Source organism: Streptomyces sp. HM190, assembly GCF_009857135.1.
Taxonomy (GTDB): Bacteria; Actinomycetota; Actinomycetes; order Streptomycetales; family Streptomycetaceae; genus Streptomyces; species Streptomyces heilongjiangensis.
Genome location: NZ_CP047318.1, coordinates 6,629,909 through 6,651,100, shown reverse-complemented (window position 1 = coordinate 6,651,100; position 21,192 = coordinate 6,629,909). Strand labels below are relative to the sequence as shown.

Sequence of the window (21,192 nt, the reverse complement as noted above, 5' to 3'; positions counted from 1 at the left end):
CGCGGCGGCGTGACGCCCGGCGCGCCTCTCGCCGCACCGGCCGAAAGCCCGAGCACATCCGGTACGAGGGCTTCCGGCAGGGCTTCCGGCCGGCACACCGAGAGCGTCACAGCCGGGGGTCGACCGGCTCCGACTCCAGGGCCAGTACCCCGAACACCGCCTCGTGCACCCGCCACAGCGGCTCCCCCTCGGCGAGCCGGTCGAGTGCCTCCAGACCGAGGACGTACTCACGCAGGGCGAGGGACCTCTTGTGGTTGAGGAAACGGCCGCGCAGCCGGGCCAGGTTGTCCGGGCGGGTGTACTCCGGGCCGTAGATGATGCGCAGGTACTCCCGGCCGCGGCACTTGATGCCGGGCTGCACCAGCCGCCCCTGCTCCGTACGGACCACGGCGCCGACCGGCTTCACGACCATGCCCTCGCCGCCCCGGCCCGTCATCTCCAGCCACCAGTCGACGCCGGCGCGGACCGAGTCCGCGTCGCCGGTGTCGACGAAGAGGCGCCGGGTGGTCTGCAGCAGTCCGCTTGCGTCGAACTCGACGAGCCGGTCGATCAGGGCGAGCTGCTCGTCGTGCGGCAGCGCGGCGAGGCTGCGGCCCTGGACGGCGAGGATCTGGAACGGGGCGAGCCGCACCCCGTCCAGGCCCTCGGTGGGCCAGCAGTAGCGCCGGTACGCCTCGGTGAACGCGGCCGCGTCGGCGGCCCGCTCCCGCTGCCCGTCCAGCAGCCCGCCCACGTCGACACCCCGCGCCGCCGCGCCCTCCAGGGCGGCCAGCGCCCTCGGGAACACCGCGCCGGACGCGGCGCCGACCGCCGCGTACTGGGTGCGCAGCAGCCCGGACGCCTTCAGCGACCACGGCATCAGCTCGGCGTCGAGCAGCACCCAGTCCGTGTCGAGTTCCTCCCACAGCCCCGCCGCCGTCATGGCCTCGCGCACCCGCGCGAGGACCAGCTCGGTACGGGCCTCGTCGTCGAAGAACGGGCGGCCGGTACGGGTGTAGAGGGAGCCCGTGGGCCCTCCCGCAACCCCGAAACGGCGGCGGACCGTGTCCGCGTCACGGCAGACCAGGGCGACGGCCCGCGAGCCCATGTGCTTCTCCTCGCACACGACCCGCTCGACCCCGTCGTCCTTGTACTGCGCGAACGCCTCCGCGGGGTGCTCCAGATAGCCCTCGACGTGCGAGGTGGCCGTCGGCGCCATGGTCGGCGGGAGGTACGGCAGCAGCCGCGGGTCGACGGCGAACCGGCTCATGACCTCCAGCGCGGCGGCCGCGTTCTCCTCGCGGATCGAGACGCGGGCCTGGCCGTCGTAGCGGGTCTCGACGACGCGCCGGCCGTATACGTCCGCCAGGGCCAGCGGCCGGCCCTCGTGGCCGCCGGGCGCCTCGGAGGCCAGCGGCCTCGTCGGCTCGTACCAGACCTGCTCGGCGGGTACGTCGACCAGTTCGCGCTCAGGCCAGCGCAGCGCGGTGAGCTTCCCGCCGAAGACGGCGCCCGTGTCCAGGCAGATGGTGTTGTTCAGCCAGGTGGCCTGCGGAACCGGGGTGTGGCCGTAGACGACGGCGGCGCGGCCCCGGTAGTCCTCCGCCCACGGGTAGCGCACGGGCAGCCCGAACTCGTCGGTCTCCCCCGTGGTGTCGCCGTACAGGGCGTGGCTGCGCACCCGGCCGGAGGTGCGGCCGTGGTACTTCTCCGGCAGGCCGGCGTGGCAGACGACCAGCTTCCCGCCGTCGAGGACGTAGTGGCTGACGAGGCCGTCGATGAACTCCCGGACCTGCTTCCTGAACTCCTCGCTCTCGCGCTCCATCTGCTCGATGGTCTCGGCGAGCCCGTGGGTGTGCTGCACGTTGCGGCCCTTGAGGTAGCGGCCGTACTTGTTCTCGTGGTTGCCGGGCACGCACAGCGCGTTGCCCGAGCCGACCATGGCCATCACGCGGCGCAGCACACCCGGGCTGTCCGGACCGCGGTCGACGAGGTCGCCGACGAAGACGGCCGTACGGCCCTCGGGGTGGACGCCGTCGACGTAGCCGAGCTTGCCGAGCAGCGTCTCCAGCTCGTTCGCGCAGCCGTGGATGTCGCCGATGATGTCGAACGGGCCGGTGAGGTGGGTGAGGTCGTTGTAGCGCTTCTCGGTGACGACCGTGGCGTTCTCGACGTCCGCGACGCCCCGCAGGACGTGCACCTTGCGGAAGCCCTCGCGCTCCAGGTGGCGCAGCGAGCGGCGGAGTTCGCGGGTGTGGCGCTGGATGACGCGGCGTGGCATGTCGGCGCGGTCGGTGCGGGCCGCGTTGCGCTCGGCGCACACCTCCTCGGGCACGTCCAGGACGATGGCGATGGGCAGCACGTCGTGCTTGCGGGCCAGGTCGATGAGCTGTTTGCGGGACTCCGACTGCACGCTGGTCGCGTCGACGACGGTGCGCCGGCCGGCGGCGAGCCGCTTGCCGGCGATGTAGTGCAGCACGTCGAAGGCGTCCCTCGTCGCGCTCTGGTCGTTCTCGTCGTCGGAGACGAGGCCCCGGCAGAAGTCGGAGGAGATGACCTCGGTGGGCTTGAAGTGCCTGCGGGCGAACGTCGACTTGCCGGAGCCGGAGGCGCCGATCAGGACGACGAGGGAGAGGTCGGTGACGGGCAGGACGCGCCCCGCGGCCTGCCGCACGCCGGTCTCCACGGTGGTGTCGCTCATGCCGCCTTCGCCTCCTTCTCGTTCACGTCGCCGATGCTGAACACGGCCATCTGGGTGGGTGGCCCCACCTCCGGGTCGTCGGGGCCCACGGGGACGAACGCGACGTCGTAGCCGTGCCGTTCGGCCACCGTGGCCGCCCAGGCGCGGAACTCCTCCCGCGTCCACTCGAAGCGGTGGTCGCTGTGGCGGACGTGGCCGGCCGGGAGGGTCTCCCAGCGGACGTTGTACTCGACGTTCGGGGTGGTCACGACGACGGTCCGGGGGCGGGCCGAGCCGAACACGGCGTACTCCAGGGCGGGCAGCCGGGGCAGGTCGAGGTGCTCGATCACCTCGGAGAGCACGGCGGCGTCGTAGCCCTTCAGCCGGTTGTCGGTGTAGGCGAGGGAGCTCTGGAACAGCTGCACCCGCGACGCCTGCCGCTCGCCCATGCGGTCGAGCCTGAGGCGGCGGGAGGCGATGGTGAGCGCGCGCATCGACACGTCCGTGCCGACGATCTCGGTGAACCGCGGGTCCTTGAGCAGCGCCTGCACGAGCTGGCCCTGGCCGCAGCCGAGGTCGAGCACCCGGGCGGCACCGGCGTCCTTCAGTGCGGCGACGATCGCGTCGCGGCGGAGGACGGCGAGGGGGGCGGGCTTGTCGGCGGCCGTGGACCCGGCGTCGGCGTCGAGGGAGTCAGTGGTGGCGCCGGCGTCGGTGGTCGGGGCGGGCCCGTCCTGGTCCCGGGTTTCCTGTCCTTCCGTGCCCCGGGGTGCCTGCGCCGCCTCGGCTGCCTCCGCCGCGTCCGTCTCCGCCGGCTCCTCCAGGTCGTCGACCGCGTTGTCGATCTCCTCGACCTCGCTGTCGTCGGCCTCGGCCAGCCGTACGAGTTCCAGGCGCCCCAGGGCCTCGCGGGTCAGCGACCAGCGGCGGGAGAGATAGCGGCTGGTGATCAGCTTCTGCTCCGGGTGGTCGGACAGCCAGCCCTCACCGGCCCGCAGCAGCTTGTCGACCTCGTCGGACGACACCCAGTAGTGCTTGGCGTCGTCGAGGACCGGCAGCAGGACGTACAGGTGGCGCAGCGCCTCGGCCAGGGTCAGGGACTCCGACTCCAGGACCAGGTGGACATAGCGGGAGGCGCCCCACTCCGGGAACTGCGTGTCGAGCGGCACCGCCTCGGCGGTGACCGTCCAGCCGAGCGGCTCGAACAGCTCGGCGACGAGGTCGGGGCCGCCGTGCGCGGGCAGGGCGGGTATCTCGACGCGCAGGGGGCGGGCCTCCCCCGGGGCGTCGGGCCGGGCGGTGCAGCGGCCGCTCATCGCGCTGGAGAAGACGCTGCTCAGCGCGACGGCGAGCAGGGAGGAGGCCGCGTACGGGCGGTCGTTGACGTACTGGGCGAGCGCCGCGTCCGGGGCGCCGCCGCGGCCCTTGCCCTTGCCCCGCCGGACCAGGGCCACCGCGTCCACCTCCAGCAGCAGCGCGGCCGTGCACTGCTCGACGCCCGCCTCCGGGTAGAAGACGTGCGCCGTGCCGTAGGAGGTGGTGAACGCCTGCGCGTTGTCGGGATGCTTGTGCAGCAGGTAGCCGAGGTCGGTCGCGGGGCGCTCTGGGGTGCCGGTGGTACTGATCGTCAGGAACACGTCGGGGTGGCCTCTGGTCGTCGGAAGTGTCCGTACAACCTACAGAGAACGTGCTCTGGGCAGGCAGTTTTTTTCGGGCCCTGGCCGGTTCGCCGCCCGGTGGGCGGGGCCCCGGCACGGGCGGGTGCCCCGGTCGTGCCGGGCTCGGTCGCGACGGGCTCGGTCGCGGCCCGGCGGGGGCCGCATGTCGCCGGAAGGCGTCCCGTGGGGCGGCGCGGGTCGGGTCGGCCGCCGCGTGCGACGATCGGTGGGGGCGCCGGGGACGGTGCCCCGATCGGTGGGGACGCCCGGAGGCGGTGTCCCGACACCGGCACGAACGCCGACCGGAGGGCACGCGGGACATGACGACGCAGCGGGATCGTTGGGCTGAGCTGACCGGCGGGCAGGGCGGGGAGGAGTACGCCCGGCGGTTCGCGCGGCTCGCCGCCTCCGGCCAGGACGTCCACGGGGAGGCGTCCTTCTGCGCCGCGCTGCTGGGACCCGGCGCCCGGATCCTCGACGCCGGCTGCGGCACCGGACGGGTGGCGATCCGGCTGGCCGAACTGGGGTACCACTGCGCGGGGGTGGACGTCGACCTCTCCATGCTGGCCGTGGCACGGCGCGAGGCACCCGCCTCACGATGGCTGCACGGGGACCTCGCCCGCCTGGACACCCTCGGTCTGGACCCGGACTTCGACCTCGTGGTCGCCGCCGGCAACGTCATCCCGCTGCTGGCCCCCGGCACCGAGCCGACCGTGGTCCGGCAACTGGCCGCCGTACTGCGCCCCGGCGGGCTGCTGGTCACCGGCATGGGCCTGGACGCGGCACACCTGCCGCTGCCCGAGGCGACGGTGACACTCACCGACTTCGACGACTGGTGCGAGCGGGCCGGACTGGCCCTCCGGGAGCGCTATGCCACCTGGGACGGCGCCCCGTTCGAGCAGGGCGGCGGGTACGCCGTCAGCGTGCACGCCCGCGCCGCCGGCTGAGTGCGGGCCCCGGGTTCCGGGGCCGCCTCAGCTGAGGGCGACGAGCGGAGGGCGGGCGGCTGAAGGCCGGGCGGCCCCAAGGGCGAACGGAAGGATGGCCCCAGGGGCGAACGGGCGGGCGGCTCGGACCGGGCGCCGGGGCACGGGCGCGGTCCGGGCCGTCCGGGGGCGGGCGCTACGACAGCTGGGTCTGCACCGCCGAGGAGATCAGCTCCAGGTGGTCCAGGTCGTCGAGGTCGAGGACCTGGAGGTAGATGCGCTGCGAGCCGACGGCCTGGTAGCGGCCGATCTTCTCGACCACCTCGGCGGGGGTGCCGGCGAGCCCGTTGGTCCTGAGCTCGTCGACCTCGCGGCCGATCGCGGCGGCGCGGCGGGCGACCTCGGCGTCGTCCTTGCCGACGCAGACGACCAGCGCGTTCGAGTAGACGAGGTCGTCGCCCTTGCGGCCGGCCTCCACGGCGGCCTCGCGGACCCGCCCGAACTGCCGCTCGCTGTCCTCCAGCGAGCCGAACGGCATGTTGAACTCGTCGGCGTACCGCGCGGCGAGGCGCGGGGTGCGGCTCGCGCCGTGCCCGCCGATCAGGACGGGCACCTTGGCCTGCGCGGGCTTGGGCAGGGCGGGCGAGTCGGTCAGCTGGTAGTGGGTGCCCTCGTACGAGAAGGTCCTGCCGACCTCGGTGGCCCACAGCCCCGTGACGATGGCCAGCTGCTCCTCCAGGCGCGCGAACTTCTCCTTCGGGAAGGGGATGCCGTACGCCTTGTGCTCCTCCTCGAACCAGCCCGCGCCCAGGCCGAGCTCGACGCGGCCGCCGGACATCTGGTCCACCTGGGCGACCTGGATGGCGAGCACACCCGGCAGGCGGAAGGTTCCTGCGGTCATCAGGGTGCCGAGCCGGATGCGCTTGGTCTCCCGCGCGAGGCCGGCCAGGGTGATCCACGCGTCGGTGGGGCCGGGCAGGCCGTCCACGGAGCCCATGCGGAGGTAGTGGTCCGAGCGGAAGAAGGCGTCGAAGCCGAGGTCCTCGGTGGCCTTGGCGACGGTGAGCAGCTTGTCGTAGGTCGCCCCCTGCTGGGGCTCGGTGAAGATGCGAAGATCCATGCCCTCCATCCTGCACGCTCGGACGTCGCTCGACGCCACCGGTCCGGGCCACGGCCGTCGTGCCCTCTCGGGTGAAAATCCGTCAATCCGGTGTACGGGACGGGTGGCGCCAGTGACCGGCGGGAACGGTGATCGTTGCCCGGGAGGAGCCGGACCGCCCGGCACCCGTCGCCGGCGGTCGCTGCCGGGGCGGTCGCACACGTGCCCCCTCGGGGGGGCGAGGGCCGAGGAGGCCGTCACATGTCCCAGGAAGCCGTGCCGGAGCAGGCCGCCGTGCCTGCGCAGCCCAAGGGTCTGCTCCAGCAGATGGAGGAGTTGATGGCTGCCCTGAACGCGGACCTGTCCCAGCTCGACGCCGATCTGTCGGCGCCGCGTCCCGCTCCGACGGAGGACGCGGGCTCCGCCTGACCCGCCCCGCCGTCCGACCGGACGTCGTCGGACCGACCCCGCGGAGCGGCACGGGGCCACCGGGTCGTGCCGCGGGGTGGTTCCCGTACGGCGCGGGGAATCGCGCTGACGCGCGCCTTCTCCCCTCCCCCGTCGCGGAAACGGTTCAGCTTGCTGCCGCGTCCCGTTCCGCGAGGACCTGGTCCCGCACGGCGAGACGGCGGAGCATTTCGAGGACCCTGTCGCGGGCCTCGTCGGCCGCGTCGATCGCCTCCATGCACTGCCAGTACGTCGACTCCTCGCCGACGACGCTGGCGAGGCCGACCAGGGCGATGCCGACCTCGCCGAGGAGGCCGCCGAGGCGGGTGAGCGAGTCGTGGGCGTCGCCCAGATCGGTGAGCTGGGCGGCGCGTAAATCGCCCACTCCGAGCGGAGGGGCGCCGAGTATGCCGCAGCCGCTGCCGGCCAGCTCGGTCAACCCCAGCGCCTCACCGCGCAGTTCGGGGGGCCCGGAGACGGCCAGGCGGCTGCCGATCGCCTGCGCGAGGGCGTACGCCTGCCACGCCTCCGCCATGAGTTGAGGTTCCTCGACGCTGCCCGCCAGAGCGCGCCTGCTCGCCAAGATGAGCCGCACCGCGTCCATGCGCTGCTCCCGACTGTCCCGACGCGCTCTCACACGTCCACCCGACCTCTTCTCTGTTCATTACCCACAGTGAGGGCGACTGAGACAGAAAGCCAGAGGAAGCCTGAAATCTGTGGATAACAAGTCGGCAGAGCACCGCCGTTCAACTACGGAGCGTTATATTAGCGGTGAGGTGACTCGGTTTCACGGGGCTTCCGGCGCCGGGAACCTCCGTTCGTTGCGGTCGATCTTCGCGTCGAGGGCGGCCAGCGGATCGATGCCCAGCACTTCGCAGAGTTGGAGCAAGTAGGCGAGGACGTCGGCGACTTCGTCGGTGACCCGGTGGGCGGTGTCGGGGTCCGACATCACGCGGGCCGACTCCTCGGGCGTCAGCCACTGGAAGATCTCGACGAGTTCGGATGCCTCGACGCTGAGGGCGGAGACCAGGTTCTTCGGGGTGTGGTACGGCGCCCAGTTCCGGGCGGCCGCGAACTCGGCCAGGCGACGCTGGAGGGTCGGGACGTCGAGACGCGCCGGGAGGTCGGGCCCGTCGGGGGCTACAGGTGCGTCGGGCGCTTCAGGCCCGTCAGGGGCTTGAGGTCCGTCAAAGGCTTGAGGTCCGTCAAAGGCTTCAGGTCCGTCAGGGGCTTGAGGATCTTTCACGGTCCAGGTGTACCACCGTCGCCCCGGGGACCCCGTCGGCGCATGACGCGTCGCTCACCGCGCCCACGAGCCGGATGTGACCGCGCTCGCCCATGCGGGCCGCCACGCTTAGGAGTTGGGCGCACTGGCGGGGATCGAGGCAGCGGTCGAGGCCGTCGGCGAGGACGGTCAGGGTCTGGAGCGCCGCCGGCACCTCGGCGGCCGGGTCGACCTCCAGGACGCCGGGGCCGGTGAACAGCACGAGGGCCAGGGCGAGATACCGCAGTTCGCCGTCGCCCAGCAGGGCGAGGGGCGTCCGTACGCCGTCACCGCGGTCGAGCACCGCCCGCACCAGGCCGGGGCCGGTACCGCGCCCGTGGCAGGCTCCGGGTGCGTCGCCGAACCCGTTTCCGCCCGGGGCGGGTTCGGCGACGAGGTCGGCGATCGGCCCCGCACAGCCGTCGCGGACCGCCGCGACCAGTTGCGCGTGGCGTCGGCCGCACTCCGTGCGGGTGCGCCACAGCACGTCGGCGAGGTTGTCGCAGCCGCGCAGGAGGCGCCCGGAGCCGAGCGGTACGGCGTCGCGCATGCGGCGGGGGCGGGGGTCGCAGGCGAAGACCGAGCGGAGGGCGACGACCATCTGCTCGGCGGCGGCGAGGACGCGGCGCTGGCCGTCGGTCTTGCCGGCGACGCGCAGGGGGAGCAGGGCGGTGCCGAGGCGGTCGTCGGGCAGGGGGCCGCGGGTGACCGGGGAGGCGCCCGCGGTGTGCCAGGCGGCCTGGACGACGGGGCGGCCCGGGTCGACCAGCGCTGTCTCCAGGAGGGTCAGCCCGCCGGAGGTCAACCGTTCGCCGGCGATGCGGAGTTCGGGTTCGGCCTGGACGGCGACGTCGAGCCGGATGGGGCCTTCGGGGCCGTCGGCGGTGCAGCCGACGCGGAAGCCGCGGCGGCGCTGGGCGTCCGGGCGGGCCCGCTCGGGCACACAGCCGTGCGGATCGGGGAACGCCTCGTCGAGGGGGGCGCCGCCGCCGAGCCGGGCGAGCGCCTCGTACGCCCTGAGCGCCGTCGTCTTGCCGCTGCCGCTGGGCCCCACGAGCAGGGTGAGCGGGCCGAGCGGGACGGCGGCGCCGCGGTGTCCGGCGTAGGCGGAGAGCCGCAGTTCGGTGATGCTCGGCCGCTCCGGACGGACGGCGGCGTCGGTGCCGGACCGCACCGGCGACGGGGGTGACACGGTCATATGCGGACCGTAGAGACACCCACGTCAGACGAACCGTTCCACCTCGCGGATCTTCCTACGTTCGAGGGAGCGCTTTCTATGCGGGGGCGCGCCTTGGGGCACGGAGAGCGCCGGATGGCAGGTTCGGCGAGCGCCGGGAGGCGGGTCCGGCGAGCGCCGGGGGGCGGGGGATGCCTGTGCTGGATGCGGAGGGGCGCCGGGGCGCCGGCAGGCCGTGGGGGCGCGCTCTCCGGGTTCCGGCACACCGGTACCGCGAGCCGGGCGAGGGCCGGGGCGGAGTTCGGCAAGGCCGACGGGAAGGGACGCGAGGCGGTTCACCTCTCGGCCGGTGGGGCACCGCCGCGGGTACTCGCCGCCGGGCACCCGACGCACCGCGCGCCGGGCCGCTTCCCAGTGCCGCGGCAGGTGACGTTTGCCCGTCGAGGAGCGGCGTCCGGTGCGTGCTCCCGGCGTGCCGGGCGCACGTCCTCGTACGGGATGTACTCGGGCTTGTGCCCGGTGCGGCGAGAGTGCGTGCCGGGCGTCGCGCCGGGGCGAACGTTGCCCGTCGCGGCACCAGCACCTGGGGCCGGCTCGGAGCACCGGGCGGGTGCCGGGGCTCCGGGCCGGCGTGGGACAGGGGTCAGACGCCGGGGACGCCGGCGTTCTCCATCAGGCCCCGGACTTCCGTCCCGTGGGGCGTGAGGAGGAACACGTTGCGGTCGACGCGGTGCATTCCGCTGGCGAGGCCGAACACGACGCCGGTGCTGAAGTCGAGGACGCGCTTGGCCACCTCGGTCTCCGCGCCGGAGAGGTCGAGGAGGACGGGGATGCCCGACATGAGCGTCTCGGCGACGTCACGGGCATCGGCGAAGACATTGACGCGGAGGACGACGAAACGGCGCCGGGCCTCCGTCTCGGCCTCCGGAATGGTCCGGTGGTCGACCGCGGACGGCCAGGCGTCCCGGCCCCGCAGCGGCACGACCTGTGCGAGCCCCTCCCACTGTTCGTCGGTGACATCGTGGCTGTTCACCCTGTTCACCGGCCTTCCCCCTGGCTCGCACTGATTGACTGCATCGACCAATTCTTACGCATGGTCACCCGATCGGCCCAACAACGACACGTACCGCCGAGCGGGCCGTGGAACGGGCCGCAGGACAGGCCGCGGGACCGCCCCCAGGGAAGGTGGACGAACGGGCTGTCAGGGCAGCCGCGGCGGCCCCGTCGGCCCCTCGGCCGGGGCCCGGCCTCACACCCTCGCGCGGGGCGCTGTGTGGCGGCCGTAACCCCTCATGATCGGGTCATGTGACATCGGCGTAACGGGCAATTCGTACGATCGAGCCTGCCCGGCGGCCACCAGGACGCTGAGCGGAAGCAGTCCGACCGCCGTACCGAGCGGTGACCGGACACCCCGCACGCCGACAGAGAGGGGCCGCCCGTGGCCGCACAGGGCCCGCAGAGCACCACCACCCAGGTGCGGACCGTGTGCTCGTACTGCGGTGTCGGCTGCGGCATGCTCCTGGACGTCGGGACGGGTCCCGACGGGCGGCGCACGGTCCTGAGGGCGACCGGCGACAGGTCCCACCCGGCGAACCGTGGCCGGCTGTGCACCAAGGGCGCGACGACCGCCGACCTGCTGGCCGCTCCCGGCCGGCTCACCACGGCCCTCGTGCGGGACGACCGGGGGGACGAACCGGTGCCCGTGCCGGTGGCGGACGCCCTCTCGGCGACGGCCCGGCGGCTGCGCTCGATCATCGACGAGCACGGGCCGGACGCGTTCGCGTTCTATGTGTCCGGCCAGATGAGCCTGGAGGCGCAGTACCTGGCGAACAAGCTGGCCAAGGGCTTCATCCGCACCAACCAGATCGAGTCGAACTCCCGGCTGTGCATGGCGAGCGCCGGCACCGGATACAAGCTGTCGCTCGGCGCCGACGGGCCGCCCGGCTCGTACGACGACCTCGACAAGGCGGACGTCTTCCTGGTGATCGGCTCGAACATGGCCGACTGCCACCCCATCCTCTTCCTGCGGATGATGGACCGGGTCAGGGCGGGCGCGAAGCTGATCGTCGTCGACCCGCGGCGCACGGCGACCGCCGAGAAGGCCGATCTCTTCCTGCAGATACGTCCGGGCACGGACCTCGCGCTGCTCAACGGGCTGCTGCACCTGCTGCACGCGGACGGGCACACCGATCCCGAGTTCATCGCCGCCCACACCGAGGGCTGGGAGGCGATGCCCGGCTTCCTCGCCGACTACGCGCCGGACGCCGTCGCCTCCGTCACCGGGCTCGCCGCCGAGGACATACGGCGGGCCGCGCGGCTGATCGGCGAGGCCGCCGAGTGGACGAGCTGCTGGACCATGGGGCTGAACCAGTCCACGCACGGCACCTGGAACACCAACGCCCTCGTCAATCTGCATCTGGCGACCGGCGCCATCTGCCGGCCGGGCAGCGGACCGTTCTCGCTGACCGGGCAGCCCAACGCCATGGGCGGGCGCGAGATGGGCTACATGGGCCCGGGGCTGCCGGGCCAGCGGTCGGTGCTCGTGGACGAGGAGCGGGCGTTCGTCGAGGAACTGTGGGGGCTGGCGCCCGACACGCTGCGCCCGGACGGTTTCGGCAAGGGCACCGTCGAGATGTTCCGGAGGATGGCCGACGGCGAGATCAAGGCGTGCTGGATCATCTGCACCAACCCCGTCGCCTCCGTGGCCAACCGGAAGACGGTGATCGAGGGGCTGGAGGCCGCGGAGTTCGTCGTCACGCAGGACGTGTTCGCCGACACCGAGACCAACGCGTACGCCGACGTCGTGCTGCCCGGGGCCCTGTGGACCGAGGCCGAGGGCGTCCTCGTCAACAGCGAGCGGAACCTGACGCTGGCGTCCGCGGCCGCCGACCCTCCGGGCGAGGCGATGGCGGACTGGCGCATCATCGCCGCCGTCGCGCGGGAGATGGGCTTCGAGAAGGGCTTCTCGTACGACAGCGCCGAGCAGGTCTTCGAGGAGATCAAGCAGGCGTGGAACCCGAAGACCGGGTGGGACCTGCGGGGGGTGACGTACGAGCGGCTGCGGTCGACGTCGGTGCAGTGGCCGGCCGCGGAGGAGACCGGGCCGGCGCGGAACCCGGTCCGGTACGTGGACACGGACGGCGGGCTGAGGTTCCCCACCGCGAGCGGGCGTGCCGTGTTCCACGCGCGGCCGCACCTGGAGCCCGCCGAACTGCCGGACGACGACTTCCCGTTCGTGCTCAACACCGGACGGCTGCAGCACCAGTGGCACACGCTGACGAAGACGGGCAGGGTCGCCAAGCTCAACCGGCTGAACCCCGGGCCGTTCGTGGAGGTGCACCCGCAGGACGCCGAGGCGCTGGAACTCGCCGACGGCGACTTCGTCGAGGTCGCCTCGCGGCGGGGGCGGGCCGTGCTGCCGGTGGTCGTGACGGACCGGGTGCGGCCGGGGTGCCTGTTCGCGCCGTTCCACTGGAACGACCTGTTCGGGGAGTACCTGAGCATCAACGCGGTGACCAGCGACGCGGTGGACCCGCTGTCGTTCCAGCCGGAGTTGAAGGTGTGCGCGGTGGGTCTGACGAAGGTGGCGGCCCCCGCGCCGGCGCCGACCGGGACCCAGCCGGTCGCGGCCGACGCGGTCGAGGCTCGTACGGGCCAGGGTCACGGCCGGGGCGGGGCGGTCGAGGCGCTCGTCCCGACCGCGGTCGCGCCCGGCGCCGACGCCTTCGGTCTCGCGCCCGCTCCCCCGCCCGTGCTCTCCGCCCGCGAACGCCATTACCTCACCGGCTTCCTCGCCGGGCTCGCGTCCGGCGTCACCGGGGTGCCCGTGCTGCCGCCGGACGCGCCGTTCAGCCCCGAGCACGCGCTGTGGGTGAACGGGGTACTGGCCGGGATGTACTCGCGGTCGGCGGCGCCCGTGGCCGACCCGGCGGCCGGGACGGCGGGGCGGGACGTCGTGGTGCTGTGGGCCTCGCAGACGGGCACCGCGGAGGAGTTCGCGGTGGCCGCCGCCGAGCACCTGGGCGCGGCGGGACACCGGGCGACGCTGGTCGGCATGGACGAGGCCGCCCCGGGCGAACTGCCGCGCGGCGCGGACCTGCTGCTCATCACGAGCACCTTCGGCGACGGGGACGCGCCCGACAACGGCTCCGGCTTCTGGGAGGCGCTCGCGGACCGGGAGGCGCCGCGACTGGACGGTGTGCGGTACGCGGTGCTGGCGTTCGGGGACTCGTCGTACGACGACTTCTGCGGGCACGGCCGGCGGCTGGACGCCCGGCTCGACGAGCTGGGCGCGGTGCGGCTGGCGCCCCGCACGGACTGCGAGCCGGACTACGCGCCGTCGGCGGACGCCTGGCTCGGACAGGTGCTCACCGCGCTCGGCAGCGGGACGCGGACGCCTGCCCCGCAAGGGCTCACGGAGGCGGGCCCGCAGCCCGCGCCCCTCGCGCCGCCCGGCCCCACTCCCCTCTCCGCGCGCGGCGCCGCCCCCCTCACCGTGCCGGTGGCCCCCCGGTCCGCCAGGCCCGCGCCCGCGCCCGCCCGGCTGGTCGGCAACCGGCTGCTCAGCCTGCCGGGGGCGGGCAAGGAAGTACGCCGCTTCACCTTCGACACGAAGGGGACGGGGCTCACGTACGAGGCCGGTGACGCGCTCGGAGTACGGCCGGTCAACTCGCCGGGCCTGGTCGCGGAGTGGCTGGCGGTGACCGGTCTGGACGGCTCGGCCGCCGTGGAGGTCGCCGGTGTCGGCGAGGTGCCCTTCGCCGAGGCGCTGCACCGGCATCTCGACATCACCCGGATCACCCCGGACCTGCTCCGCTTCGTCTCCGAACGGACGCGGGACAAACGGGAGTTGAAGAAGCTGATGCGACCCGACAACAAGGACGGGCTCGCCCGGTGGTCGTGGGGCAGGCAGGCCGTGGACGTCGTCGCCGAGTTCGCGGCGCGGGCCTCCGCGGCCGAGTGGGCCGGGGTGTTCAGGCGGCTCCAGCCGCGGCTGTACTCCATCTCGTCGAGCCCGCTCGTCGACCCGCACGAGGTGTCGCTGACCGTGTCGGTCGTGCGGTACGAGAACCTGCGCGGGCAGCGGCGCGGCGGGGTCTGCTCGCCGTTCCTCGCGGACGGCGAGGCCGGCCGGGAGGTGCCGGTGTTCGTGCAGCGGTCACCGCACTTCCGGCCGCCGGCCGATGCCACGACCCCAATGGTCATGGTCGGTCCGGGCACCGGGGTCGCCCCCTTCCTCGGCTTCCTCCAGGAGCGGCAGGCCCTCGGCCACCGGGCGCCCAACTGGCTGTTCTTCGGCGAGCAGCGCCGGGCCACCGACTTCTACTACGAGGAGGAGCTGGCGGAGCTGCGGCGGGCGGGGGTGCTGGACCGGCTGGACACCGCGTTCTCGCGGGACCAGCGGGCGAAGGTGTACGTGCAGGACCGGATGCGCGAGCACGGCCCCGAACTGTGGCACTGGCTGCAGGACGGCGCACGCTTCTACGTCTGCGGCGACGCCTCCCGGATGGCGAAGGACGTCGACCGGGCGCTGCGGGACATCGCCGTGGCCCACGGCGGGCTGGGCGAGGCCGAGGCCGCCGCGTACGTGAAGCAGCTGGCGCACGAGAAGCGGTACGTCCGGGACGTGTACTGACGGCAGGGGTGCGCTGACGGCAGAGGTGCGCTGAAGGCACGTGCTCGGGCCCGGATCGGATCCAGCCCTGCCGCCACGCGTGGTGGGCCGCCGCGATGGGGGTCTCCCGGGTCCCCCGCGCGAGCGGAGCCGAGCGTGGCGGAGGGTGGGGGCGCCCGGCTTCGCCGGGTGGTGCGGGGGCGTGGACGTCGTGGTGGCCGTGGAGTCGGTCTTCCTCGTCCGACGCGGGGCGGGTGCCGCGGTCGAATCGGCGCCGACGGGCCGCGGCGGCCGTACCGGCGGCGGCCCACGACACCGGCTTTGCCATCTCTTTACAACGGGGTCGGCCGCTGTCTCGTCTCTCCGCTCGATCCGCAACGCCGCCCCGCCCGTTGACCGGCCGGGCGGCCCGACGAGAGAGAGCGACTCATGCGCCGTACCGTCCTCAGTGCCGCGGCCCTGGCCTGCACCGCCGTCCTGGCGGGCGCCCTGCCCGCCGTCGCCGACGACACCGCCCCGTCCACCGCGCCGCGGTCGGCGACCGCCACACCCACCACGGGGCCGTCCACCGGCGGGCCCGCCGACGAGTCGGCCACGGCCGAACCCACCGAGGACGCGAACGTCACCGAGCCGTCCCCGGTGCCCAGCCAGGTCTCCGTGGTGCCGAGCGGGGCCCCCGACACCGGTGAGGCGCCGGGGGCGGACGGCTCCGGCACCGGGGCCGTGCTCGTCGGCTCGGGCGCCGTGGCGGCCCTCGTCGGCGGGGCCGGTGCGCTCGTCCTCGTCCGGCGCCGCCGGGGCGACGCGGCGTGACTGCGTCCACCGCGGCGCTCTCCCGGCGCTCCCTCGTCGCCGTGGCGGCGGCCTCGCTGCTCGCCGGCTGTCAGGGCAGCGGCGGGGCCGGGGGCCGGGACTCGGGCGCTCCCCCGGCCGGCGCGGCCCCGTCCCCCCGGTCGTCGGGCGCGTCCCGTCGGCCGTCGTCCTCGGACGGGTCGCCGTCGCCGTCGCCGCTGGGGCGTTCCGTGCCGGTGAGGCTGCTGATCCCGGCCATCGGGGTGGACACGCCGGTCATGGGGCTGGGGCTGGCGGCGGACGGGACGGTGGAGGTGCCGCCGGTGACGGAGCACGACCGGGCGGGCTGGTACCGGCACTCACCGACGCCGGGAGAGACCGGCCCCTCGGTGATCCTGGGTCATGTCACCGTCGGGGCCTACGGCGACGGTGTCTTCCGCAGGCTCGCAGGGCTGCGGCGCGGCGCGCGGATCACCGCGCGCCGGGCCGACGGCTCGACGGCGGAGTTCACCGTCGACCGCCTGCGGACCGTCGCCAAGTCCGACTTCCCGGCGGCGGAGGTCTACGGGAACGCGGACCGGCCCGAACTCCGTCTCATCACCTGTGGTGGCCCTCGCTCCGGCCAGGAGTACCGGGACAACGTGATCGTGTTCGCCACGCTGAGCGCCACCGGCCAGGGGGGCGAGCGGGCGCGGTGACCGTTCCTCCTCCCCCGCCGCCCACCCGTACGGCCCCTGTCGCGGCCGGTTGTGTCTCCTCCCGGACGACCGCCCGCACGGCATGACGAGCCCACGACCCTGGAGAGCGTTGAAACGGTCCCGTGAGAAGGCCGCGTCCGAACTGTTCGCCGCCCTCTACCCCCGCCTCGCCGGCTGGTGCCGCAGGCTGGTCGACGACGACGAGACGGCCCACGAGATCGCGTCGGAGGCGTTCACCAGGCTCTGGGCCCGCTGGACGTCCGTCGCCGAGCCCCACGGCTTCCTCTATGTCACCGCGGCGAACCTCGTCCGGGACCACTGGCGCAAGCTCGAACGGGAACGCCGGGCGATGCACCGGGCCACGGCCGAGGCGGCGGTGCGTCCGCCGGGCGATCACACGGAGCAGGCCGACCCCTCGGTGCGGCTGCTGGTGCAGTCGCTGCCGGAGCGACTGCGCGTCCCGATCCTGCTGCACTACTACGCTGACATGCCGATCCGGGAGGTGTCCGTCCTGACCGGACGCAAGGAAGGAACCGTCAAGGCCGACCTGCACGCGGCCCGCGAACTGCTCCGCGCCCACCTGAGGAGAAGCCTTGATCACACACGCTGACGACGGGGCGGAGTTCGAGCCGGACGATCCGCTCGCCGTCGTCCTGCGCCCGCCCGCCGGGCATCTCGGCCCGCCGCCCGGCCGCTACGAGTCGATCCGCCGCACCGCCGCCCGCCGGCGGCTGCTGCGTGCGGCCGCCGGAACCGCCGTCACCTGCGCGGTGGTCGCCCTCATCACCGTCCCGACGCTGTTCGCCTCGTCCGGGACGCGCACGCCGCCGTCGCCGCCGCTCGCCCCACCGCCGGCCGGCAGTCCCGTTCCCACACAGCCCCGGGTGGAGTCGCCGCCACCCACGCGGCCGGACACGGGATCGTCCTTAGCCGTCACCCCCACGCCCGCTCCCGACGCCGGTCGCGATCCCGTCGAGGACGCGTTCACCGGGCCGTCCGCGAAGCCGGGTGCGTCCTCCCCGACCGACGCGCCCTCGACGCTGCCGACGCCGTCCACCGACCCGTCGACGGCCGGGTCACGGTGAAGTACGGGTCACGGTGAAGTACGGCGTCGGCGGCGGACGTCGTGGACGCACCGGGCAGCTTGAGGAGAACGCGCCGGCGAGGGCTGCCGCGCCGGCGGCACCGGCGCCGGCCACCTCCCCCGGCGCACCGACGGCCGGGGCGGACCCGGCCGCCCCCGCACCGGCCCCTCACACCACCCGCCGCATGCACACCAACTGCTCGCGCGCGTCCCACGACTCGGTGACCGTGAAGCCGAACCGCTCGTAGAGGGCGACGGCTCCGGTGCGCCAGCGCCACACCGACAGCCGCAGGGTGCTCACCCCGTTCTCGGCGGCGTGCGCCACCGCGGCGTCGATCAGGCGCGACGCGACGCCCCTGCCGCGGTGGGCGGGATCCGTCCAGAGCCGCTTGATCTCGGAGCAGTCGTCGACGGGCGCGGTGACGACGAGGCAGCCGACGGCGGTCCGTCCGCTCGTCGCCAGCAGCACGGCGTCGGCGGCGAACGCGGTCCGCGGATCGGTGATCTCCGCCCGGTAGCGGTCGGGCAGCCCCTCCACACCGGTGACGACCTGGCCCTTCTCCGCCTCGGTCCGCAGGTGGTAGTCCGCGAGCAGCCGGGCGAGCCCGGCCTCGTCGCCGGGGTCGGGTCCGGGCCGGTGGACCACCGTGATCTCACGCCTCTCTGTCATGCCGTCAGCATCACACGCCCTGATGGAGCCGCCGGACGCGGGCGTACATCTCGGCAACTCTCCTTGAATGCCGCCCGAACTCTCGACAGGACAGGGGTAACCGGGGGTAACTTCAGCCACGATCGTCCCGCAACCGCTTTCCCCGGCCAGACCCACGAGCCCCACCCCCGTACCACCAGCCCCCGTTCACGCCCCAGTTCACATCTCAGTTCACGTCCCAGGAGAGACTCCCCATGCGCAGACTCCTCGCCTGCCTGACGACGGCGGCCGCCGTCCTCGGCGGGCTCACCGTGGCCGCCCCCTCCGCCACGGCCGCCGACTCCGCCACGGCCGCCGACTCCGGCACCTTCAACGTCCTGAGCTACAACGTCGCGGGCCTGCCCGAGGCGATATCCAGCGCGCCGACACCCCGCGAGTCCAGCACCACGACGATCGGCCAGCGGATCGCGTCGTACGACGTCGTCCACGCCCAGGAGGACTTCAACTACCACGCCCTCCTCTACGCCGCCGACACCGCGCACCCGTACCGCACCCCCACCAGCGGCGGCGCCGGCATCGGCAGCGGACTCAACACGCTCTCGAAACTCCCCTACGACGAGGACGACTTCGAGCGGGTGCGCTGGAACACCTGCACCCTCGGCTCAGGCGACTGCCTGACCCCCAAGGGCTTCACCTTCATGCGCGAGCGCCTCGCCGAGGGCGTCTACGTCGACTTCTACAACCTGCACACCAACGCGGGCAGCAACGACGACGACCTCGCCGCCCGCAGGGCCAACCTCAGCCAGCTCACCGACTTCATCGCGTCCCACTCCGCGGGCAACGCCGTCGTGGTCATGGGCGACACCAACACCCGGTACACCCGCTCCGGCGACACCATCGCCGAGTTCGCCGCCGCCAACGGCCTCACCGACCCCTGGGTCCAGCTGATCCGGGGCGGCGTGGCCCCCGCGAAGGGCAGCGACGCCCTGGTCTGCGACCAGACGGGGACGACCGTGCCCAACACCTGCGAGGTCGTCGACAAGATCCTGTACCGGGGCAGCAAGCTCGTCTCGCTGAACGCGACGCGCTACAACAACGAGCACGCCAAGTTCCTCACCGACGGCGGTCTGATGCTCTCCGACCACGACCCGCTGACGGTGGACTTCTCCTGGTCGCGCAACGCCGCGTTCCAGCTCAGCGACCAGTTCGGCGGCCCGCACGGGAACTACTTCAACGACATCGGCAGCGTGCCGGCCGGGGCCCGCGCCACCGGCGTCGCCCTGCGCGCCGGTTCCCGCGTGGACCAGCTGAGCCTCACCCTCGCGAACGGCACCACGCTCGCCCACGGCGGCACCGGGGGCACGGCGTCCTCCCTCACCCTGGGCAGCGGCGAGTACCTCACCACGGCCACCCTCTGCCAGGGCCAGAAGGACGGCCGCACCCGGATCTTCTCCGCCAAGTTCACCACCAACCAGGGCCGCACCCTGTCCGGTGGCACCACCACCTCGACGTGTGTGACGCGCACGGCGCCGTCGGGCTGGCAGATCGCCGGCTTCCACGGCCGCGCGGGCGACGAGGTGGACAAGATCGGCTTCATCTACACCCAGCGCTGACCCGGCCCGGGACGACCGGCAGCGCACCTCGTCCCGGGCGGGCCGGACCGACCCGCCCGGGGCACCCCGCGGCCCACCGCGCCCGGACCGGTCACACCGGCGGGTCGAGGTGCGGCAGCGGGTCGAGGAACGTCAGGACGCAGGCGTCCTCCTCGATGAGCGGCGCGAGCGCGGCGTTGAACGGGCCGCCGTAGGGCGCGTCCAGATGTGCCCTGGAAGGCGTCCTCGTCCCGGTACACCTCGGAGATCCAGAAGCCGCGCGGCTCGGCCGCCCTGGTGCAGGCGTCGAAGGCGAGGTTGCCTTCCTCCTCGCGCACCTTCCGGGCGTGCTCCCCGATCATGCGGGCGACCTCGTCCCGCGCCGCCTCACGGGCGGTGAACTCGGCGAGCAGGCTCTTCTTCACCCTCACGTGTCCTTGTCGTTGCGGGGATGGGGGGTCGGGTACGCGGCCCGCGCCTCGGCTCAGGCCCCGGCGGCGGGCGCGGGCTGCTCCACCTGCTCCCGCCACGGCGGGTTGGGGCCCGCGACCGAGCAGGTCAGGGCCGCCACCCGGGCGCCGAACCGGCACGCCTCGGCGACCTCGTCGAGGCCGACCCCGTCCAGCCGGCCGCCGAGCAGACCGAGGGCACCGAGGTGGTGCAGGAGACCGGCCGTGAAGGAGTCGCCCGCGCCGACGGTGTCGACGACCCGGGTGGCGACCGCGGGCACCCGCAGCCGTGCGCCGTCGAGCGAGGCCAGGGCGCCGTCGGCGCCGAGGGTGATCACGACGAGCCGTACCCCCGCGGCGTGCCAGGTGTCGCAGGCCCGCTCGGGCGACGTGCCCGGCAGCAGCAGGTCCAGGTCGTCCGAGCTCAGCCGCAGGATGTCGGTGAGGGCGCACCAGCGCGCCAGCCGGGCGCGGTAGACCTCGGGGTCCACCAGCAGTGGCCGGACGTTGGGGTCGACGCTGACGGTGGCCCGCTCGGCCGCCGTCTCCAGGAAGCGCTCCACCACCGCCCCGCCGGGCTCGCGGACCAGGGCCAGCGAGCCGGTGTGCACACAGGCCGTGCCGGACAGGTCCACCCGGGCCAGCTCGTCCGAAGTCCACTGCCAGTCGGCGGTGTTCTGGGCGTGGAAGGAGTACGCGGCCTGCCCGGTGGCGTCCAGTTCCGCCACGGCCAGCGTGCTGGGCTCCGCGGCGGCGACGGCGCAGGAGAGGTCGACGCCGGACGCCTCCAGGTGCCCGCGGAACAGCCGGCCGAACACGTCCCCCGACAGGCGGGCGAGGAAGCGGGCGGGGGTCCCGAGCCGGGCCAGGGCCACCGCCGTGTTCGCGGGTCCGCCGCCGGGGAGGACCCGCAGAGCGAGTTCACCGGGAGCGCGGGCCGGCTCGGTGAAGGCGTCCGCGACGCACTCTCCCAGCACAGTGATCCGACTCGGACTCATGGGCTGCTCTCTCTCGAAGAAGGCTCGGAAAGGACCGGGCGAAGGGGCCGGCACGGCGACAGGGTGCTCACCGGCCGTACGGAGAC

17 protein-coding genes and 1 pseudogene are annotated in these 21,192 nt (G+C 73.9%); 8 read left to right on the top strand and 10 right to left on the bottom strand.

Features of this window, described 5'->3' with window-relative positions:
* Window positions 1-106: 106 nt before the first annotated feature.
* Complete coding sequence (locus tag GSY65_RS28460) at window positions 107-2,680, bottom strand: polynucleotide kinase-phosphatase (RefSeq protein ID WP_159773986.1); 2,574 nt, start codon at window positions 2,678-2,680, stop codon at window positions 107-109.
* Complete coding sequence (locus GSY65_RS28455; protein WP_159773984.1) at window positions 2,677-4,296, bottom strand: 3' terminal RNA ribose 2'-O-methyltransferase Hen1; 1,620 nt, start codon at window positions 4,294-4,296, stop codon at window positions 2,677-2,679. Before GSY65_RS28455 ends, GSY65_RS28460 begins: the two co-directional genes overlap by 4 nt.
* 341 nt (window positions 4,297-4,637) lie before the next feature.
* On the opposite strand from GSY65_RS28455, the gene GSY65_RS28450 reads away from it, so the two are divergent.
* Window positions 4,638-5,264: a class I SAM-dependent methyltransferase gene (locus tag GSY65_RS28450; RefSeq protein ID WP_159773982.1), complete on the top strand. Its 627-nt coding sequence runs from the start codon at window positions 4,638-4,640 to the stop codon at window positions 5,262-5,264.
* A gap of 175 nt (window positions 5,265-5,439) precedes the next feature.
* On the opposite strand, the gene GSY65_RS28445 is transcribed toward GSY65_RS28450, so the two are convergent.
* Window positions 5,440-6,363 (bottom strand): LLM class F420-dependent oxidoreductase, encoded by a 924-nt coding sequence (locus tag GSY65_RS28445; protein WP_159773980.1) that lies wholly within the window; start codon window positions 6,361-6,363, stop codon window positions 5,440-5,442.
* Window positions 6,364-6,603: 240 nt separating this feature from the next.
* Between GSY65_RS28445 and GSY65_RS33405 the strand changes: the two genes are divergently transcribed.
* Window positions 6,604-6,771, top strand: coding sequence for a hypothetical protein (locus GSY65_RS33405; RefSeq protein WP_201452694.1), 168 nt, complete (start codon window positions 6,604-6,606; stop codon window positions 6,769-6,771).
* 145 nt (window positions 6,772-6,916) lie between these two features.
* Here GSY65_RS33405 and GSY65_RS28440 read toward each other — a convergent pair whose 3' ends face one another.
* From GSY65_RS28440 to GSY65_RS28425, 4 genes are all read right to left on the bottom strand, one after another.
* Window positions 6,917-7,393 carry a DUF6099 family protein gene (locus tag GSY65_RS28440; protein ID WP_159773978.1) on the bottom strand — a complete coding sequence of 159 codons (477 nt, stop codon included), beginning with the start codon at window positions 7,391-7,393 and terminating at the stop codon, window positions 6,917-6,919.
* A gap of 183 nt (window positions 7,394-7,576) precedes the next feature.
* Window positions 7,577-7,873 (bottom strand): nucleotide pyrophosphohydrolase, encoded by a 297-nt coding sequence (locus tag GSY65_RS28435; RefSeq protein ID WP_159776467.1) that lies wholly within the window; start codon window positions 7,871-7,873, stop codon window positions 7,577-7,579.
* A gap of 139 nt (window positions 7,874-8,012) precedes the next feature.
* Window positions 8,013-9,251, bottom strand: coding sequence for an AAA family ATPase (locus GSY65_RS28430; protein ID WP_159773976.1), 1,239 nt, complete (start codon window positions 9,249-9,251; stop codon window positions 8,013-8,015).
* A gap of 622 nt (window positions 9,252-9,873) precedes the next feature.
* Entirely contained in the window at window positions 9,874-10,263 is a 390-nt protein-coding gene (locus GSY65_RS28425) for a cell division protein SepF (RefSeq protein ID WP_159776465.1), read from the bottom strand.
* A 405-nt stretch (window positions 10,264-10,668) separates the two neighbouring features.
* Between GSY65_RS28425 and GSY65_RS28420 the strand changes: the two genes are divergently transcribed.
* The 5 genes from GSY65_RS28420 (at window position 10,669) to GSY65_RS28400 (ending at window position 17,419) form a co-directional block, all read left to right on the top strand.
* Window positions 10,669-14,865, top strand: coding sequence for a bifunctional nitrate reductase/sulfite reductase flavoprotein subunit alpha (locus GSY65_RS28420; protein WP_159773974.1), 4,197 nt, complete (start codon window positions 10,669-10,671; stop codon window positions 14,863-14,865).
* 408 nt (window positions 14,866-15,273) lie between these two features.
* Window positions 15,274-15,657 carry a Tat pathway signal sequence domain protein gene (locus tag GSY65_RS28415; RefSeq protein ID WP_159773972.1) on the top strand — a complete coding sequence of 128 codons (384 nt, stop codon included), beginning with the start codon at window positions 15,274-15,276 and terminating at the stop codon, window positions 15,655-15,657.
* Window positions 15,654-16,334, top strand: coding sequence for a class F sortase (locus GSY65_RS28410; RefSeq protein WP_159773970.1), 681 nt, complete (start codon window positions 15,654-15,656; stop codon window positions 16,332-16,334). The genes GSY65_RS28415 and GSY65_RS28410 overlap by 4 nt, the downstream gene beginning before the upstream one ends.
* A gap of 109 nt (window positions 16,335-16,443) precedes the next feature.
* A complete protein-coding gene (locus GSY65_RS28405) occupies window positions 16,444-16,944 on the top strand; it encodes an RNA polymerase sigma factor (protein WP_159773968.1) in 501 nt (166 codons plus the stop codon).
* On the top strand, window positions 16,928-17,419 hold the full coding sequence (locus tag GSY65_RS28400; RefSeq protein WP_159773966.1) for a hypothetical protein: 492 nt from the start codon (window positions 16,928-16,930) through the stop codon (window positions 17,417-17,419). Before GSY65_RS28405 ends, GSY65_RS28400 begins: the two co-directional genes overlap by 17 nt.
* 168 nt (window positions 17,420-17,587) lie before the next feature.
* On the opposite strand, the gene GSY65_RS28395 is transcribed toward GSY65_RS28400, so the two are convergent.
* Window positions 17,588-18,088, bottom strand: a complete 501-nt coding sequence (locus GSY65_RS28395) for a GNAT family N-acetyltransferase (RefSeq protein WP_159773964.1) — start codon at window positions 18,086-18,088, stop codon at window positions 17,588-17,590.
* A gap of 233 nt (window positions 18,089-18,321) precedes the next feature.
* On the opposite strand from GSY65_RS28395, the gene GSY65_RS28390 reads away from it, so the two are divergent.
* The gene (locus GSY65_RS28390; RefSeq protein WP_159773962.1) at window positions 18,322-19,680 is read left to right on the top strand and encodes a jacalin-like lectin; all 1,359 of its coding nucleotides are present in this window, start codon (window positions 18,322-18,324) and stop codon (window positions 19,678-19,680) included.
* Between the two features lie 91 nt (window positions 19,681-19,771).
* Here GSY65_RS28390 and GSY65_RS28385 read toward each other — a convergent pair.
* A pseudogene (locus tag GSY65_RS28385) lies at window positions 19,772-20,084 on the bottom strand (putative quinol monooxygenase).
* Between the two features lie 59 nt (window positions 20,085-20,143).
* Entirely contained in the window at window positions 20,144-21,106 is a 963-nt protein-coding gene (locus tag GSY65_RS28380) for a carbohydrate kinase family protein (RefSeq protein ID WP_159773960.1), read from the bottom strand.
* Window positions 21,107-21,192: the final 86 nt, after the last annotated feature.

Coding starts and splice junctions, on each gene's coding strand:
- GSY65_RS28460 (WP_159773986.1), bottom strand. CDS start 2,680: ATGAGCGACACCACCGTGGAGACCGGCGTGCGGCAGGCCGCGGGGCGC.
- GSY65_RS28450 (WP_159773982.1), top strand. CDS start 4,638: ATGACGACGCAGCGGGATCGTTGGGCTGAGCTGACCGGCGGGCAGGGC.
- GSY65_RS28445 (WP_159773980.1), bottom strand. CDS start 6,363: ATGGATCTTCGCATCTTCACCGAGCCCCAGCAGGGGGCGACCTACGAC.
- GSY65_RS33405 (WP_201452694.1), top strand. CDS start 6,604: ATGTCCCAGGAAGCCGTGCCGGAGCAGGCCGCCGTGCCTGCGCAGCCC.
- GSY65_RS28440 (WP_159773978.1), bottom strand. CDS start 7,393: ATGGACGCGGTGCGGCTCATCTTGGCGAGCAGGCGCGCTCTGGCGGGC.
- GSY65_RS28430 (WP_159773976.1), bottom strand. CDS start 9,251: ATGACCGTGTCACCCCCGTCGCCGGTGCGGTCCGGCACCGACGCCGCC.
- GSY65_RS28415 (WP_159773972.1), top strand. CDS start 15,274: ATGCGCCGTACCGTCCTCAGTGCCGCGGCCCTGGCCTGCACCGCCGTC.
- GSY65_RS28395 (WP_159773964.1), bottom strand. CDS start 18,088: ATGACAGAGAGGCGTGAGATCACGGTGGTCCACCGGCCCGGACCCGAC.
- GSY65_RS28390 (WP_159773962.1), top strand. CDS start 18,322: ATGCGCAGACTCCTCGCCTGCCTGACGACGGCGGCCGCCGTCCTCGGC.
- GSY65_RS28380 (WP_159773960.1), bottom strand. CDS start 21,106: ATGAGTCCGAGTCGGATCACTGTGCTGGGAGAGTGCGTCGCGGACGCC.